The sequence below is a fragment of the Lysinibacillus xylanilyticus genome (genome assembly GCF_001183605.1).
Classification (GTDB): Bacteria; Bacillota; Bacilli; order Bacillales_A; family Planococcaceae; genus Lysinibacillus; species Lysinibacillus xylanilyticus.
In genome coordinates this window covers 106,860-122,508 of record NZ_LFXJ01000005.1, presented here as the reverse complement: position 1 = coordinate 122,508, position 15,649 = coordinate 106,860, and the positions used below count along the sequence as shown (strand labels likewise).

Genomic DNA, 15,649 nt, shown 5'->3' with positions numbered 1-15,649 from the left:
ATTTATATAATGTATAGCTCTTCGGCAAAACATGGGGTTGATTTCCGTTCCAGGCTAGCGGGCGAGCGTCAAGCCACCTCGATAGCACTACGCTTTCGCACAGACAAGACCCTGTTTTTAAATTATTTTTGCTCCATCACTATAAATTAAAAAGCAATGCCTGAAGATACATTTTAAGCGCAGTAGTTGATTGGAGTAGCGACGGGGCGACATAATAAAGGATTCGCACACAGTTTTGTGTGTGAATCTTTTTTTGCTCTTTGACAGGTGGATGTGGATAATTATCAAAAGTTGGGCGATAAAACGTAAAAGTTAGTCGATAAAATTCAAAAGTTAGTCGATAAAACGTAAAAGTGTGCCTATAAAACACAAAAGTTGGATGACATTTTGTTAAAACGTAAGTCATGTGGATTAGTTGATTGGAGTAGTGACTGGGCGACTCCTTGGGGATCAGCGTCACAGATGAAACCCTGGAACGAGTAGGCAGAGGAACGAAGACTAAAAGCATCACGTCCTGTAATAACGCCTTTGTGACCAACATCGTGCCGAGGAGCCGTATATTGTTTAACATAACAATTTCACTCGCTTATTATTTTTTCAAGAACATATAGCTTTTCTAACATTTCAGTTGTTAGGAAAGCTATTTTATGTTCATTCACAAATACTCCCTCCCCCAATAGAAATCTTACAATTTCGAAATATTGGACTCTCTTATTTGAAACCGACCAAACCAGCAAGTTATAATCAAAGTATCACGTGATGGTTTGGAGGTGTTTGCATTGGGACAGAGAGATTAAAAATTGGCGAGCTTGCAGAAAAAACAGGCATTACAAAAAGAACAATCGATTATTATACACACATTGGCTTATTAGAAGCAGAACGTTCTACATCCAATTATCGCTACTATGCCCCTGCAATGATTGAACGACTTCATTTTATTGAGCAACGCAAACAGCAAGGTCTTTCACTCGTAGATATACAGCATGAACTAAACATCACACCGCATGAAGAAATCGATGTACAAATGCTACGTGTAAAAATGCAAAACTTAGAGCAAGATGTAACTTTTCTACTTGAACGAATAAACAAACAAGACAATAAAGATATTGAAAAGATTAAAAAAAATGTTTCTCCCGAAAGCATTGCACTCATGCAATCTTTACTTTTACTTATTCATAATTAGGAGGTGACGTTCTGTTCATACAGAACGACTATTTGGAGACCATACTCAACTTATCGATTTTCACCATTTTATTAGCTTTAACTGGCTTTTTCGTAGCAACAGAATTTGCTATTGTAAAAGTACGTTCCTCAAGACTTGACCAATTAATTGCGGAAGGTAATAAAAGAGCCATTTCTGCAAAGTATGTTGTCAGGCATTTAGACGAGTACTTATCTGCCTGTCAGCTTGGTATTACTGTAACAGCGCTTGGTATCGGGATGGTCGGCGAAAAAACCTTTGAATTTATGCTACACCCTCTTTTTAACTTGATTGGTATTTCAGATAAATATATGACGATTTTTACAATTGGTAGTGCTTTTGCCCTTGCAACATTTTTACATGTTGTAGTCGGTGAGTTGGCACCTAAAACTGCTGCGATTCAAAAGGCTGAAACGATTACACTCCGTTTTGCCAAACCTATTATGCTGTTCTATAAAGTGATGTATCCATTTATCTGGTTCTTGAACGGCTCAGCTCGAGTATTAGTTGGCCTATTCGGTATGAAGCCTGCTTCAGAGCATGAGTTATCACATACTGAGGAAGAATTACGATTACTGCTATCTGAAAGCTTTGAAAGTGGTGAAATCAATAAAACAGAGCTAAAGTTTGTGAATAATGTCTTTGAATTTGATGAACGTATTGCTCGTGAAATTATGGTTCCTCGAACAGAGATTGTTGGAATTGAAAAAAATGAATCTTTTACAAATATGATTCATTTTATCGCCGCTGAAAAATATACTCGTTATCCTGTTTATGATGGTGATCGTGATAATATTTTGGGCTTTATCAACGTCAAGGAATTGTTTACACACGGTTTGCTTGAGCAACTTACAGACGATTCATTAATCCTTGAAGATTTCATTAATCCTGTTATACGAGTAATTGAAACGATTCCTATTCAAGAATTACTTGTACGTATGCAAAAAGAGCGAATTCATATGGCCATTTTAATGGATGAATATGGTGGGACATCAGGGCTTGTAACAGTCGAGGATATTTTAGAAGAAATAGTAGGTGAGATTCGCGATGAGTTCGACGATGATGAAATTGCGGAAATCCGAAAAGTAAGTGACAATCATTATATTTTAAATGCAAAAATGCTCATTGAAGATGTTGAAAAACTGTTAAATGTAACACTTGAAGCAGAAGAAGTCGAAACAATAGGTGGTTGGTTTTTAACTGTAAATAATGGCATTAGAGCAACTAAAAATATTGAGCTGGCCCCATATATTTTTAGTATTTATGAGCAGCAAGGGCATCGGATTCATTACATCGAAGTTCGTCCCCTTCGCAATATTTTACCAACTGTATTAGAAGCATAATCTGACTGATACGATTTTCTTAATAGTTTATAACAGTTTTAACTCCATAGTTTCATTCAAATAGGTCCATTCTAGTGTTTCCAAATACTTTCTTAGTATTCCATTATTAGACATATCCATATATAATAGATATATGGATATGATTCTATTATCAGGGGGCATTACATATGAAATTGTTTAAACTATATCATTCGGACGGTATTCATATCATTACCGACGTCAAAAAACACAAAACTAACATTGAATTAAAAACAATTACAGGTGAAGTATTATATATTATCGTAGTAACAGATGAAAACTACACGGTATACGATGATCGCTTTGCAGGTGCTTCAAAGCAATTAAATTCTGTAGAGGCATTTGATATTGATGGGAGCTTCCGTAGCTTAGATTTTGATAATATGCGTTCACTTTTCAAAGAGGCATTTACGAAGCTATTACAAGAAATTGCAGAATGTGTCAATGAAAATGATGAGCTAGTTGATATCGATACACTACGTCATAAAGTAAGTGCTCAAATTAAAGGTATCCATTTCCGTGTTATTTCTGACACGAAAAAATACGAGATTTAAATACTTAACAGACTGTCTAAGAGTAGATTGCGGGACAGTCTGTTTTTTACGTTACAAATATTCAGTACTGTACACGTAATTTAACCGCAGTTTCCCGCGAAACAGAAAACACCTCAAACCACTTTCATGTATAATAGTATTTAACTATCTGAAAGAAAGGGTGTTTTGGATGAATCGTGAACAATTAATCACACTTATTTCAGAAAAACTGAAATTAATCCGTACTGAAAAAGATTTAACACAGGATCAGATGAGTGATTTACTAGGACTATCTAAAAAAACACTTGTTCAAATTGAAAAAGGTCGTATTTATACTGGTTGGACTACAGCGGTTGCAATTTGTGCATTATGCCGAGAAAGCTCAATTTTACAGCATGAGCTTGGCGGGGATCCACTTGAGGTTGTTGACTTAATCGCTAATAACGGCACAATACAACCTAAGGAAAAGACGATGGGTGGATACATATGGTGGAAAAATCTTAGCGAGCACAAAGGTTATCGTCTACAACAAAACGTCATTAGTCAGCATTTTCGAATTTTAGATACGAATAACTTTCGACTACTGTCAACATTCGACGAGTCAATAGCCAAGCAAGAATGGGAAAAGTTTCAAGAATAATCAATGTACTGTACTTGCACACAGCGTAGAAGCATTGCATCCAAATACTTCTATGCTATGTAAGTAGTATCAGAATCGGAAACTGTCAATGATGGTGCTCTATTTGTATCTTTATTCTCCTTTTGTATTTGTTGTACCACTTTCCCCTCTCCTAGCTCTTTTCTTTTACACACACTAAATACATTTATCTCACCGCCTATAAATAAAAATATATACTCTCTCTTCTCTATTCGAATACTATAGACGAATGAATACGGAAATGGAGTAACTTTTTCATATGATAAAGTGTAACTAGAAACCGAAAGTATGGAATGATAACATTACAATCAAGTTTTTGGTTAAAAGTTACATTAGTCGAAATTTGTAACACTATTCTCTATACTTAACAATAGCTTCTCTAATACTGGAAAGGATGCTCTTTTATGGATCGAATACTAGCAATTAGTGATATACATGGGGAATTAGAACTTTTTGAAGAATTATTATTAAAAGCAAATTATGATACTATGCAAGATCAGCTATTTTTACTTGGCGATTATGTTGATCGAGGACCTGCATCTTGTGGCGTTTTAAACTTAGTTGGAGAATTGCATGCAAAAGGTGCACGTGTTCTATTAGGAAATCATGAAGCCATTATGCTAAAAGCCTGTCGCTCTGGCCATCCTAAGCCGTGGAATCATTGGGTGGAACTGTGTGGTGGCGAGGCAACACTTGCAAGCTATGGTTATCATTTAGACGACTTTAAGGAAGTCATCGAAAATGAGACATTACCTAGCTTTATTCAAACCTTACCAAAGCTCGAAGAACATTTACAGCTTATCGAAACCTTTGATACTTACATCGAATTAGAGGATGCAATTTTTGTACATGGCGGCGTTGTTCCAGGAGTAGCTTTGGCAGAAATGGATCCCATGCAATTTTTATGGATTCGTGAAGAGTTTCATGTAGGTTATCAAGGCGAGAAAACTGTAATCTTTGGCCATACACCTACCTATAGACTTCACCAAAATCCAACAGATTACAGTGTCTATTTTGGCGAAAATAATATCATTGGTATAGATGGTGGAGCTGTTTTTGGAGGTCAGTTACACGCATTAGAATGGCCAAGTCGTCAAATAATCTCGGTAGAAAAAGAAAAGCCAACAAGTGTAGAATAACCTGTTGGCTTTTCGTGTTTAATGAAGATAAAAGATTTAATACAATTTAAAAATTACACCTACTAAAGAGTACACAATAACCGTTGTAAATAAAATTGTCATATGGATAAGTGAGAAAACAAACATTTTTGTCGCCCACTTTATTTGATCTTTATTACTGTGATAACCGTAAATACTCATAATAAGCCAAGCAATACTTAGCAATAGTGCAACAAGCATTATGCCAACACTTAAAGTGCCAAATAAGAGGCTTGATAAGATTAATAAGATTAAATAAAAGTTCGTTTGATAATAAGTACGTCGCATCCCTTTTACAACTGGAAGCATTGGAACACCGGCCGCTTCGTAATCGGCATGCTTACGAATGGCAATGGCATAGAAATGGGGCATCTGCCAAATGACCATAACCAAAAATAGGCCAAGTATCGCAGGATGTGTAATATCAGTAGAAACAGCGGCCCAACCAATTAAAGCTGGAATCGCACCTCCAATACTCCCAATTTCCGTATTATAAATCGTATGTCGTTTTGTCCACATTGTATAGGGTACTACATATAAAAACACCCCTAAGAGACCAAATCCTGCAGCTAGTGGTGATGCAAGTGCCAATACAGCTGCCCCGATAATGAGCATGGCAAAAGCTAAAGTTAACGCTGATTTAGCGGACATTTCACCAGTTACGGTTGGTCGACTTTGCGTACGTGGCATTATAGCGTCAATGTCGCGGTCATACACATTATTAAATGCACCGGCAGCACCAATAACAAGTGCAGAACCAATTGTTGCGAAAATGATCTCAGGTATATTCTCTACAAAAGTCATTTTATTTTTGTACATACCTAGCGTTAAACCAGCCCACATAGGAATTAAATTAGATTTAATGATTCCTGTCTTTACTGTCTGCGCTAATATAGAAGAGCGTGAGGACTTCTCCAACGATTCCTTGGAAGAATGTGGTTTATGCTCCGTTTTTAGATTTTGTTCCATCATCTTAATCCCTTTTCTCTCTTAATTTCTACACGCTTTACCATTAGAAAGCGACAAATTTCGCATTAGACATTTCAAATTATTATTCTACCTCTTTTAGATAGAGTCTGTCTCAATGTTCACATAAAGTACATGATTTTCTTACTCTTTATATTCTACATAATGAAAATAGAGATACACGTTCATTCACAACATCTTCTATGATACCACCGACTGACGTGAATTTGAACCTAATTGGCTTGATTCTTTGCATATTACTATTCAAGTAAAACAATCTACTCTATACTAAGGTGTATGTTTTAACTATATGAAGGAGTGTCTATCACGTGAAATACGGATTTATCGGCCTTGGAAATATGACAACGGCCATTATTAAAGGAATGTGTAAAAGCAGAGATTTTGATCCTACTTTTATTTATGGCTATAATCGTACCCAAGCCAAAACAACAAAATTAGCAGCCTCTTACGGTATTCAAGCCGCAAGTTCTATTGAAGATATTATGTCAAATTGTGACGTCATTATCCTCGGTGTCAAACCCCAAATGTTACCAGATGTTTTACCAGAGGTGAAAAAACATTTACAAGACAACCATGTCATTGTTTCTATTGCTGCAGGTAAAAATATTTCATATTTTCAAGGTTATCTATCTGAAGCTACCCCTATTGTTCGTGTAATGCCAAACATTAATGCGATTATTGGTGCCTCCACAAGCTGCTTTACAGCGAGTGAACCAGTCTCAGATATCCAGCTACAGCATGTCGTTTCCCTGTTTGAAACAGTTGGCACAATAATCGAGGTACCTGAACATTTATTTTCCATATTCACAACGATTGGTGGTGCTTCACCAGCCTTCACTTATATGTATATTGACGCTTTAGCACGTGCTGCTGTACGTGAAGGGATGCCAAAAAGCATGGCGCTTGATATTGCGGCAAATGCAGTACTCGGCAGTGCAAAAATGATTATACAATCACAAGAACATCCCTGGGCACTCGTAGATCAGGTATGCTCACCGGGAGGGACAACTATTCAAGGTGTATCCTCATTACAAAGCAATCATTTTGAAACAACGATTCACGATGCAGTAGCTGCAGTGACTAACAAAGATCGAAGCTTATCAAAATAGCGCTTGATTGATCTACTAAAGTAAAAAATGAAGCCGAGACATCATTCATGTCTCGGCTTTTCATTTCATTGAATATTATCTTGTAATTCCTGTGCTAAAAATGCAGTTAAATCACGTAAATTTTCCGGTGTAACACCGTGACCGTCTGGATACTGTTTAAATGTCACAGTAGCTCCAAATTGCTCAAATATTTCTTTACTTTCAACGCCCCATTGCGACGGGATGACATAATCATAATCACCATGAGAAATAAATGCATGTAAGTGATTGATTGGGCGAATTGCATATTCCTCTGTCACGAATTTCGGCGTGTAGCCACTTAATGCTACTATTCCTGTAATTAAATTACCCATTGCAAAAGCAAGTGACTGTGCCAAAACTGCTCCTTGACTAAATCCAAGCATGTACACTTTATGTGGATCAATTTGATATTCATCAATTGCCTCTAGCACAAATCGTTGTAGAGCAACTAACACTTTATCGAAAACTTCACGGTCTGGTTTACCGATATCTTGGATTGTGAAAAAAGCATATCCAGGCTTTTGCGTAATAGGTCCACGTAAACTAAAGATATGACATTGCTCTTTAAAGTCCTGCACTAATTGTGGTAAATCATCTTCATTGCTACCCATTCCATGCAATAAAAAAATTGCTGGATATTTTCTATTTGGGTCCATATTTGTTGGTTGTGTATGTTTAAATGTAAATGGTGTATTCATAATAAAATTCCTTTCAGGTGAACTTGGTGTCACCTTATTATACTGCAAAAAATATCTAGACAAAAACAGGATTGCTTCGTTATCATAAATAGCTTTCATTATTTTTAGTCTATAAACTTATTATCATAACGATAGATTGAATTCTGTTCCGCCTAGGTGCTATCCTGGTGCGTACGATATGACGCTTGGAACACGATGTTTTATGTACGAAATCTTCGCGTAATCACATGATGGTTACGAACCTTCGTTCCTCTATCGGCTAGCTCCAAGGCACTTCAATCGACTTATATACATAGCATAAAACTTTTGGTACTATATTAATTTTGTTTTATTAATAAGCCCATCAGTGTGATAAGCGATATAACCGTTAATTATGCGAATCGTTTCTTGCGGATCTGCGTTAAATAGTACTTTTGACTGCTCTGGTGTTGAAACAAGTACCGTTAATAAATCTATACGCATTGAATTTCCAGCAGAACTATATGCATAATCGTAAACAATATCTTCCTCTGTCACATTGTTTGTCTCATACTGCTTATGAAACAATTCTTTAGCGGCATCCATTTGTTCCGCGACCTGCTGACGAATTCGCATTTGATGCATCAATAGCTCTTCTTCTAGTGCAGTGGTCTTTAACCACTCTTTCTTTTCGAGCATCTTCAAAAATTCTTTTTCCCAAACTTGCTCATTTTCAGTAAAATACAGCATATTCATCATTAACATATCCCAAAAATCGATTTGGGATTGAGCTGATTTACGCTGTATCTCTAACGCCTCTTTAAAGTGCTCCTCAACCTTTGTAATATCCATATTGCGCACTAAATGATTACATACATTTTCAATAAATTTATTTGCCACTTCTTGTGCCATGAAAAAAACCCGTCCTTTTTCTCTACAAATCATTTTCTCACTATCATACCATGATTGCAGAATATAAAGAAACGGTTAACGTTTAGGTCTACAATCAGGTTGTCATAGATTTACATAGCTAACAAAAAAACATCCTCGTCATAAGATGAAACAAGGATGTTTTATGAACACGTTATACTTCAGAAGTAGTGATTGATTCTAAGATAGACTTTGCATTATTGTGAAGCGTTTGGTAGTTCTCTTGTAATATATGTGGAGGTACAGGTTTGCTGAATAAGAAGCCCTGTACAGTATCACATTCGCTGTCTATTAGATATGATAGCTGTTCTATCTCTTCTATCCCTTCTGCAACTACCTTTAACTGTAGATGCTTTGCCATAGAGAGAATCATGCCAACTAATGCTTTATCTGTAGAGTTCGATTGTATTTTCTGAACGAAAGACCGATCAATTTTTAAACAATCTATAGGGAAATCCTTTAAATAAGATAATGACGAATAGCCCGTCCCAAAATCATCTACTGCGATTGTAACTCCAAGTGCCTTCAATTTGTGCAAGATCGTCGTCATATGATCAATATTGATAGTCATACTTTCTGTTATCTCTAGCTGCAAATATTTTGGCTCTAATTGCGTTTTCTCAAGAACATTGTGTATTAATTCAACTAAATTTTGCTGAAAAAGTTGACCTAATGACAAATTGACCGCTACTTTAATTGGCGGCAATCCGGCTGCTTCCCAACTCTTTACTTGTTTACAGGCTGTTTCTAGTACCCATTGTCCTATAGGAATAATTAATCCCGATTCCTCAGCAATTGGAATGAAAACTCCCGGTGAAATCCAACCCTTTTTTGGATGCTGCCATCTGACTAAAGCCTCTACTGACTTAATTTGTCCAGTATATAAATCTAGTTGCGGTTGATATTCTAAAAAAAGCTCTTGATTAGCTAATGCATCATGTAGATCATTTTCTAATAAAAGTCGTTCTGTCATTTCATTAGATATTGAGGACTCATAAAACCGGATACGAATTGGCGTTTTCTGTGCTTCATGCATAGCATAGAGTGCAAATCTAATAAGTTCTTCTTCCCTATTTGAATCTGTTGGAAATAATGCAATACCAATATTTAATTGACTATTGAGAGAAAAATGTTGTATTTGGAATGATTCTTCCATAACAAATTGGAGCTGTTGACTAAGCAGCTCCAATTGATGGGTATTATTCACCTCATCAATATAAACGACAAAATAATCTTCTCTCAGCAAGCAAAGTAAATACTTCTCTGGTAAAACATTTTTCAACCTTTGCGCAATTAGACTTATCATTTGGTCTGCATATGTACTACCTAAAGACGCTTTAATAGCTGCAATTCTTTCTATACCGATAGCAAGAATTGCCTTTTGTGAATTAGATATGTATAAATCTTTTTTTAATGATTCCATCAAAAAACGTTCATTTGGTAAATTCGTAATCTCATTATGATATGCCATATAATGCATCTTTTCACGAGATTTTTCTAAATGCTCTTGTGTATCAACTAGCTGCTTAAATGGTTTTTCGATAGATGAATAATACATAGCTCTAAATAAAAGATAAAATGCACCTAACTCAAACGTATGTCCTACGAAGTTTTTAATATCATAAACATCTTGATACATTGTATAAAGAAAATCACTCATTATTAAATAAATCGAACTACATAATAATAAAAATATAATTTTAGGTGCTTTTTTAAAATTTTTAAGCAATAGAACCATAATCACCATTTGAAGCGCTACAGCTGTATATTGTAAAGTATTTTTTAAAACAGTAGGACCTTCACCTTCTATCATAAGAGGTGGCAATATAGGCGATTGGGCATAGAGAACACTAAAACAACCAATGATTATTACAAATGGCAAACTATAAATAAGCCAGCGATAAATTAATTTGATTCCCTTCTCTTTGATAAAAAACATGGAAAGAAAACCGATCGATAATAGTAACCGACTAAGCATATAAAACCAAGTTGCCACATACGGTGTACTTTCAGTAATGAAAAACGGCATTCCTTTATAGGTGAGTGTATGTGCTATTTCTATGAAGCTAATAGTTAAAAACAATGCCCCAACATAGAGAAATCTATTAGATAAAATATAAGGTGATATTAACCATGACTGAATCGAAATAGACATCGTCACCACAATAATAAGAATTCCCATCATTAAATGAATCGCTACATAGTTGTTCTCACCAAATATTTCATAAAATTTATAACTACCTAATCCAATTACGATTAAGAAAATCATAGAGAATAGGATGAATCGAAAGCCGTGCCTTACAAATGAAAAATCCTCATTAAATTTCCACATTTATCTCCCATCCTTAAACTGAAAAAATTATCACAGATGTGTTGATTCAGTCTATTTATTACAAAATCTAAAGCTGATTTCATACAGCTTGTAGTTCTAGAAATATAGCGAAATTCCCCGAATAATCCCTGTATTCTCAATAAATGAAGAAATTATGGAATAATTATACTATAAAATTACCACGAAATATCTACTTTTCAATCAAAACTCAAAACCGAATAGAATTAGGGATAAATTACAAAAAACGGGTTCGTTAGCGTAGCGACAGCAACAACAGGAGTTTGTCTGTGCGAAAGCGTAGCGGCAGCAACAACAGGAGTTTGTCTAGAGGCATTATCATAGGACGTGATACTTTTAACTATCATTCCCCAGGTCAAATTTCGGCACAAAAAAAGATGCCTCAACTTATTGAAACATCTAATCAATTACTCCTCGGCATAATTACGTCTTGAATCGGCTTTGTGCCTAGTCCTACAAATGTTTTTTGTGCGAAAGCGTAGCGGCAGCAACAACATGGTTTTTCTCTGTGCGAAAGCGTAGCGCCAGCAACAACATGGTTTTCTCTGTGCGAAAGCGTAGCGGCAGCAACAACTTGGTTTTGTCTGTGCGAAAGCGTAGCGGCAGCAACAACTTGGTTTTGTCTGTGCGAAAGCGTAGCGGCAGCAACAACTTGGTTTTGTCTGTGCGAAAGCGTAGCGCCAGCAACAACATGGTTTTCTCTGTGCGAAAGCGTAGCGCCAGCAACAACATGATGCAGGTCGGTTAGCCGTTCGATGATTTTAGGCTAACATCCTTTATGAAAATACATAGCTATCCATATTATCTATTGTATTTTGGATAGCATCTTTTAATGAACACTGATGTTCGCCACAATCAGCTATTGCCTCTTCTAATGTTATCGCAGCATTTGCCATAAACGGTGCCAACTGCAAATCCTTCGCTAATTGAATAAGAACGAGTGCTTTATTCCATTTCCAGCGGGCATTTTTGGGATCTAAGTTAATAGCTTGCTCTAAGTAGCCAAGTGCATCAAATGGCATCCACCCAAAGCGATGCATCGTTTGACCTGTGATGCCCCAATATAATGCCTTGTTAGGGTTTTCTTTTACTGCTTGTCTAAAACAATGGACACTCTCATTGTAATGATGTGCATACAAAAAAAGTTCACCCTGTGTAAAAAATGAATGAGCCTTTTCATTTGGAGTACCTATTGCCGCTACATCCTCTAGTTCTTTAATTCGCTTTGAAAACTCTGTTTCATCTTTTATCGCACGAATCTCGACAACGGCATCCGATTCAGGATAGCTTTCATCTGCTCGTTCTCCATGTTGGGTTTCCACAGACAGCGTTGCTTTTGGATAGTTAGCAAAATCATACTCTTCTAGTAATTTTATATATTTATCAGCTAACGCTTTCTCATTTTCATTTGTTACTTGCTTAGCCTCCTCATAGCACTTCATTAGCTCGCCATTATAAAAATAATCATCCATCGTCATTCAATATTCCTCCAATGTACAACTCTTCAGTATATTTAGTATACACTACAAAAATTAATTATGGCTCTGCATAATTTCGTCGGAGGCTTTAGGCCAACAAAAAAAGACTGATCAAAAATAACTTTTGATACAGTCTCAGCTTGACTTATTTTTTTAATACTTCTTTATTTAAAAATGTACGTAAATCTTCCTCTGATAAAGCACCTACAAAACGTTGAACCTCTTTACCACCTTCAAAGCGAATAAAAGTTGGAGTCGCTTCAATATTGTATTTACTCCATAAATCTTCGTATTCATAAACATTTATTTGGGCAACATCAACACCAAGCTCCTTAGCAATTGGCATTAACTTAGGTGTAAAAGCCTTACAGTGCACACATACTGGACTGAAGAAATAAGCATTTACATCTTCACCGGCCGCTAATTTTTTTTCAAGTTCGTCGGGCAACATAATGTTTTGATAATTTTTGTCATCTAATTGATCAATTGTTTCTTGTTTCAGTTCTTTGTCGCCATAAGGATTACTTGCACTTGATAATTTACTTTTGTTCGAGACATTCGTAAGCACAATAATTGCCACAAATAACAAAACAATAACTGAGCCAATAATAAGTAGTTTTTTCACTAGAATGTGTTCCTCCTTTTTTACACCAAAAAACCCTAGTTTTAGTGTATTCGCGATTGATTATAAATCGTTTTTAAAACCTAGTAAACTAATTAGTCTTTAAAATTAAGTTTTTCCATAATTCAAACATAATTTCGACCCAATTTTGGGAACATACATATATAATGCTCAATACGAATGTGGAGTGATTAATATTAAACACACTATCCGAAATATTTTTCAAATTTATAAAAGTGATATCCATAATATCTTAACAAACTGGGTAGTTGCTGTCATTATTGGTGGGCTTATTTTTTTACCTTCTCTTTATGCGTGGCTCAATATTTATGCCTCTATGGATCCTTATGCGCATACAGCCAACATGAAAATTGCTATTGTCAATGAAGACACAGGAGCTAATGTTAGAGGAGAAGATATTAATGTCGGTAACGAGGTAGTAGACAATTTAAGTACCAATCAAAACTTTACTTGGGAATTTACCTCTCATGAACAAGCCATCGATAATTTAAAAAACGGTAACTATTTTGCGGTTATTGTTGTCCCTAGTGATTTTTCTCAAAAACTGACCTCCATACTATCAAATGTGCCTACTAAAGCGCATATCGATTATTATGTAAATGAAAAAATAAATCCTATCGCACCCAAAATTACAAGTAAAGGTGCAAGCGGACTGACGCAACAAGTTTCTAGTGAGTTTATCTCAACTGTCAGCGGAACACTTTTTTCTATTTTTAATACTGTCGGTGTTGAGATGGAAAAGGAAATTCCAGATTTTAAGAAATTCGAAAATTACATTTTTACAATCGAACATAATCTCCCAGATATCGGAACGTTTTTAGCAAAAACCGCTAAAGGTGGCAAAGAAGCTGAGACTTTACTGAACCATACGATTACCCAAGTTCCTGAAGTTGAAAAATTAACAAATGATGGTCTAACAACTATCAACTCAGGCTTAAAATTAATTAATGAAGCTGATACATTGTTCAACGAGTTGTCCCCTATCATAAAAAAAGATCTAGAAACTGTACAAAATATTGCACAACGATTTACAGATATAATAGGAAAAATACAAAATGCTAATGTGGATTCAGCTACCCTTGCACAAATAAAGGATACGATTAAAAATCAACTGGATGCATCCCGTGATAAAGTAAACTCTAGCATCCAAACACTTGAAGCTCTTCAAAAATTAACACAAGCTGATGCTTCGACACGTAAACAGCTTGAAAACAAAGTGCAAAACATCCTGACGGCGCTGCAGCAAAGCACTTCTGAAGATGTTAAGTCGTTGCTAGCAAATAATAAAATTATTGAACAACTTGAAGCTATACGTGGAGATTTACAGGCAAATCCTAGTTTAACCGATTATTCCTTAAGCTCTTTAACAGCACTAAATCAACTAAATACTTTATTAACGGACGCCTCAACTAAAGTACAGCAGTTAAATAATATTGATGTCGAGACAATAAAAAAAGATCTTGCCGATGTTCAAAATGTTGCGCAAAATGCTTCTAACAATCTTCATCAATTCCTTACTCATTATAACGATAACCTAGAGCCACAAATTCATACGACTATGTCTTCTGCTAAAAATACGTTAACAAATGCATCAACCATGCTGACGAATGTAAAAAGTGTACTGCCTAAAGCAACCGATCGTTTAACAAATGCTAAAAGTATGTTAGCAACAGCTAATAAGACAATTGGTACAGTACAATCAGATTTCCCTGCTTTAAGTACAAAAATTAAAGCTCTTGCAGACAAGCTGAGAAAATTAGAAAGTGAAGCTGATATTTCGGAAATCGTTCAATTATTGAAAAACGACGTTAACGCTGAGCGAGACTTCTTTGAGGAGCCTATTAAGCTTGAGGAACATAGAATGTTTCCAATTGCTAATTACGGAACAGCTATGACACCGTTTTACACTGTGCTTTCCGTTTGGGTTGGTTGTTTATTATTAATTTCTCTTTTATCTGTAGATATTCACGACAATAATCAATATAGTATTCGCCAAATATACTTTGGACGTTTATTAACATTTGCAACTTTTTCATTTATTCAAACGCTCATTATTACAATAGGAGATGTTGTTCTATTAGATGGATCAATTAGTGCGCCTTACTTCTTTATTCCATTTGGGCTATTTATTAGTTTAGTGTTCATTACCGTTGTCTATACGCTAGTATCCGTATTCGGAAATGTTGGAAAAGCTTTAGCCATAGTCATGTTAGTACTGCAAATTGCTGGTTCCGGTGGCACATATCCTGTAGAATTACTACCAAAGTTTTTCCAAATGATAAATCCATTTCTTCCTTTCACTTATGCAATTGGAATGATGCGAGAGGCAGTTGGTGGTATTATTTGGTCAAAGGTCTGGGTTGATCTTGCCTTTTTATCTTTCTTCTGGCTCATTTTCATTCTATTTGGTTTCTTCTTGAAAAAATTACTGAGTGAGAAAATGGAACTTTTAATGAACAAAACACGTGGATTAGATATATTTCATTAATTTTCACTTGCGCTTCCTGTAAATGTTTAAATGAACGATGTTATAATGGAAGTATTGTAAACATGTAGGAGGCGCTT

13 protein-coding genes are annotated in these 15,649 nt (G+C 35.6%); 7 read left to right on the top strand and 6 right to left on the bottom strand.

What is annotated here, in order from left to right; all coding sequences use genetic code 11:
- Nucleotides 1–778: 778 nt before the first annotated feature.
- The 5 genes from ACZ11_RS03655 to ACZ11_RS03635 all read left to right on the top strand — a co-directional run bounded on the left by ACZ11_RS03655 (nt 779) and on the right by ACZ11_RS03635 (nt 4,892).
- Nucleotides 779–1,183 (top strand): MerR family transcriptional regulator, encoded by a 405-nt coding sequence (locus ACZ11_RS03655; protein ID WP_338048303.1) that lies wholly within the window; start codon nt 779–781, stop codon nt 1,181–1,183.
- A 32-nt stretch (nt 1,184–1,215) separates the two neighbouring features.
- Entirely contained in the window at nt 1,216–2,544 is a 1,329-nt protein-coding gene (locus ACZ11_RS03650; RefSeq protein WP_049663881.1) for a hemolysin family protein, read from the top strand.
- Nucleotides 2,545–2,711: 167 nt separating this feature from the next.
- On the top strand, nt 2,712–3,116 hold the full coding sequence (locus tag ACZ11_RS03645) for a hypothetical protein (protein ID WP_049663880.1): 405 nt from the start codon (nt 2,712–2,714) through the stop codon (nt 3,114–3,116).
- Nucleotides 3,117–3,285: 169 nt separating this feature from the next.
- The gene (locus ACZ11_RS03640; RefSeq protein ID WP_049663878.1) at nt 3,286–3,735 is read left to right on the top strand and encodes a helix-turn-helix transcriptional regulator; all 450 of its coding nucleotides are present in this window, start codon (nt 3,286–3,288) and stop codon (nt 3,733–3,735) included.
- 422 nt (nt 3,736–4,157) lie between these two features.
- Entirely contained in the window at nt 4,158–4,892 is a 735-nt protein-coding gene (locus ACZ11_RS03635) for a metallophosphoesterase (RefSeq protein WP_049663876.1), read from the top strand.
- Nucleotides 4,893–4,928: 36 nt separating this feature from the next.
- On the opposite strand, the gene cyoE is transcribed toward ACZ11_RS03635, so the two are convergent.
- A complete protein-coding gene (gene cyoE / locus ACZ11_RS03630) occupies nt 4,929–5,879 on the bottom strand; it encodes a heme o synthase (protein ID WP_049663874.1) in 951 nt (316 codons plus the stop codon).
- 326 nt (nt 5,880–6,205) lie between these two features.
- Here cyoE and proC point away from each other — a divergent pair, with 326 nt between their 5' ends.
- On the top strand, nt 6,206–7,006 hold the full coding sequence (gene proC / locus ACZ11_RS03625; protein ID WP_049663872.1) for a pyrroline-5-carboxylate reductase: 801 nt from the start codon (nt 6,206–6,208) through the stop codon (nt 7,004–7,006).
- Nucleotides 7,007–7,071: 65 nt separating this feature from the next.
- On the opposite strand, the gene ACZ11_RS03620 is transcribed toward proC, so the two are convergent.
- The 5 genes from ACZ11_RS03620 to ACZ11_RS03600 form a co-directional block, all read right to left on the bottom strand.
- Complete coding sequence (locus ACZ11_RS03620) at nt 7,072–7,725, bottom strand: alpha/beta hydrolase (protein WP_049663870.1); 654 nt, start codon at nt 7,723–7,725, stop codon at nt 7,072–7,074.
- Between the two features lie 312 nt (nt 7,726–8,037).
- Nucleotides 8,038–8,595 carry a hypothetical protein gene (locus tag ACZ11_RS03615; protein ID WP_049663869.1) on the bottom strand — a complete coding sequence of 186 codons (558 nt, stop codon included), beginning with the start codon at nt 8,593–8,595 and terminating at the stop codon, nt 8,038–8,040.
- A 172-nt stretch (nt 8,596–8,767) separates the two neighbouring features.
- Nucleotides 8,768–10,945, bottom strand: a complete 2,178-nt coding sequence (locus ACZ11_RS03610; RefSeq protein ID WP_134008333.1) for a bifunctional diguanylate cyclase/phosphodiesterase — start codon at nt 10,943–10,945, stop codon at nt 8,768–8,770.
- Nucleotides 10,946–11,739: 794 nt separating this feature from the next.
- Entirely contained in the window at nt 11,740–12,441 is a 702-nt protein-coding gene (locus tag ACZ11_RS03605) for a tetratricopeptide repeat protein (RefSeq protein ID WP_049663867.1), read from the bottom strand.
- A 145-nt stretch (nt 12,442–12,586) separates the two neighbouring features.
- Nucleotides 12,587–13,066, bottom strand: a complete 480-nt coding sequence (locus ACZ11_RS03600; RefSeq protein ID WP_049663866.1) for a thioredoxin family protein — start codon at nt 13,064–13,066, stop codon at nt 12,587–12,589.
- Between the two features lie 184 nt (nt 13,067–13,250).
- Here ACZ11_RS03600 and ACZ11_RS03595 point away from each other — a divergent pair, with 184 nt between their 5' ends.
- Nucleotides 13,251–15,572 (top strand): YhgE/Pip domain-containing protein, encoded by a 2,322-nt coding sequence (locus ACZ11_RS03595; RefSeq protein ID WP_236690767.1) that lies wholly within the window; start codon nt 13,251–13,253, stop codon nt 15,570–15,572.
- Nucleotides 15,573–15,649 lie beyond the last annotated feature (77 nt).

What these genes read in the sequence shown, in the direction of transcription:
- ACZ11_RS03645 (WP_049663880.1), top strand. Translation starts at nt 2,712, where the DNA reads ATGAAATTGTTTAAACTATATCATTCGGACGGTATTCATATCATTACC.
- ACZ11_RS03640 (WP_049663878.1), top strand. Translation starts at nt 3,286, where the DNA reads ATGAATCGTGAACAATTAATCACACTTATTTCAGAAAAACTGAAATTA.
- ACZ11_RS03635 (WP_049663876.1), top strand. Translation starts at nt 4,158, where the DNA reads ATGGATCGAATACTAGCAATTAGTGATATACATGGGGAATTAGAACTT.
- cyoE (WP_049663874.1), bottom strand. Translation starts at nt 5,879, where the DNA reads ATGGAACAAAATCTAAAAACGGAGCATAAACCACATTCTTCCAAGGAA.
- ACZ11_RS03620 (WP_049663870.1), bottom strand. Translation starts at nt 7,725, where the DNA reads ATGAATACACCATTTACATTTAAACATACACAACCAACAAATATGGAC.
- ACZ11_RS03615 (WP_049663869.1), bottom strand. Translation starts at nt 8,595, where the DNA reads ATGGCACAAGAAGTGGCAAATAAATTTATTGAAAATGTATGTAATCAT.
- ACZ11_RS03610 (WP_134008333.1), bottom strand. Translation starts at nt 10,945, where the DNA reads ATGTGGAAATTTAATGAGGATTTTTCATTTGTAAGGCACGGCTTTCGA.
- ACZ11_RS03605 (WP_049663867.1), bottom strand. Translation starts at nt 12,441, where the DNA reads ATGACGATGGATGATTATTTTTATAATGGCGAGCTAATGAAGTGCTAT.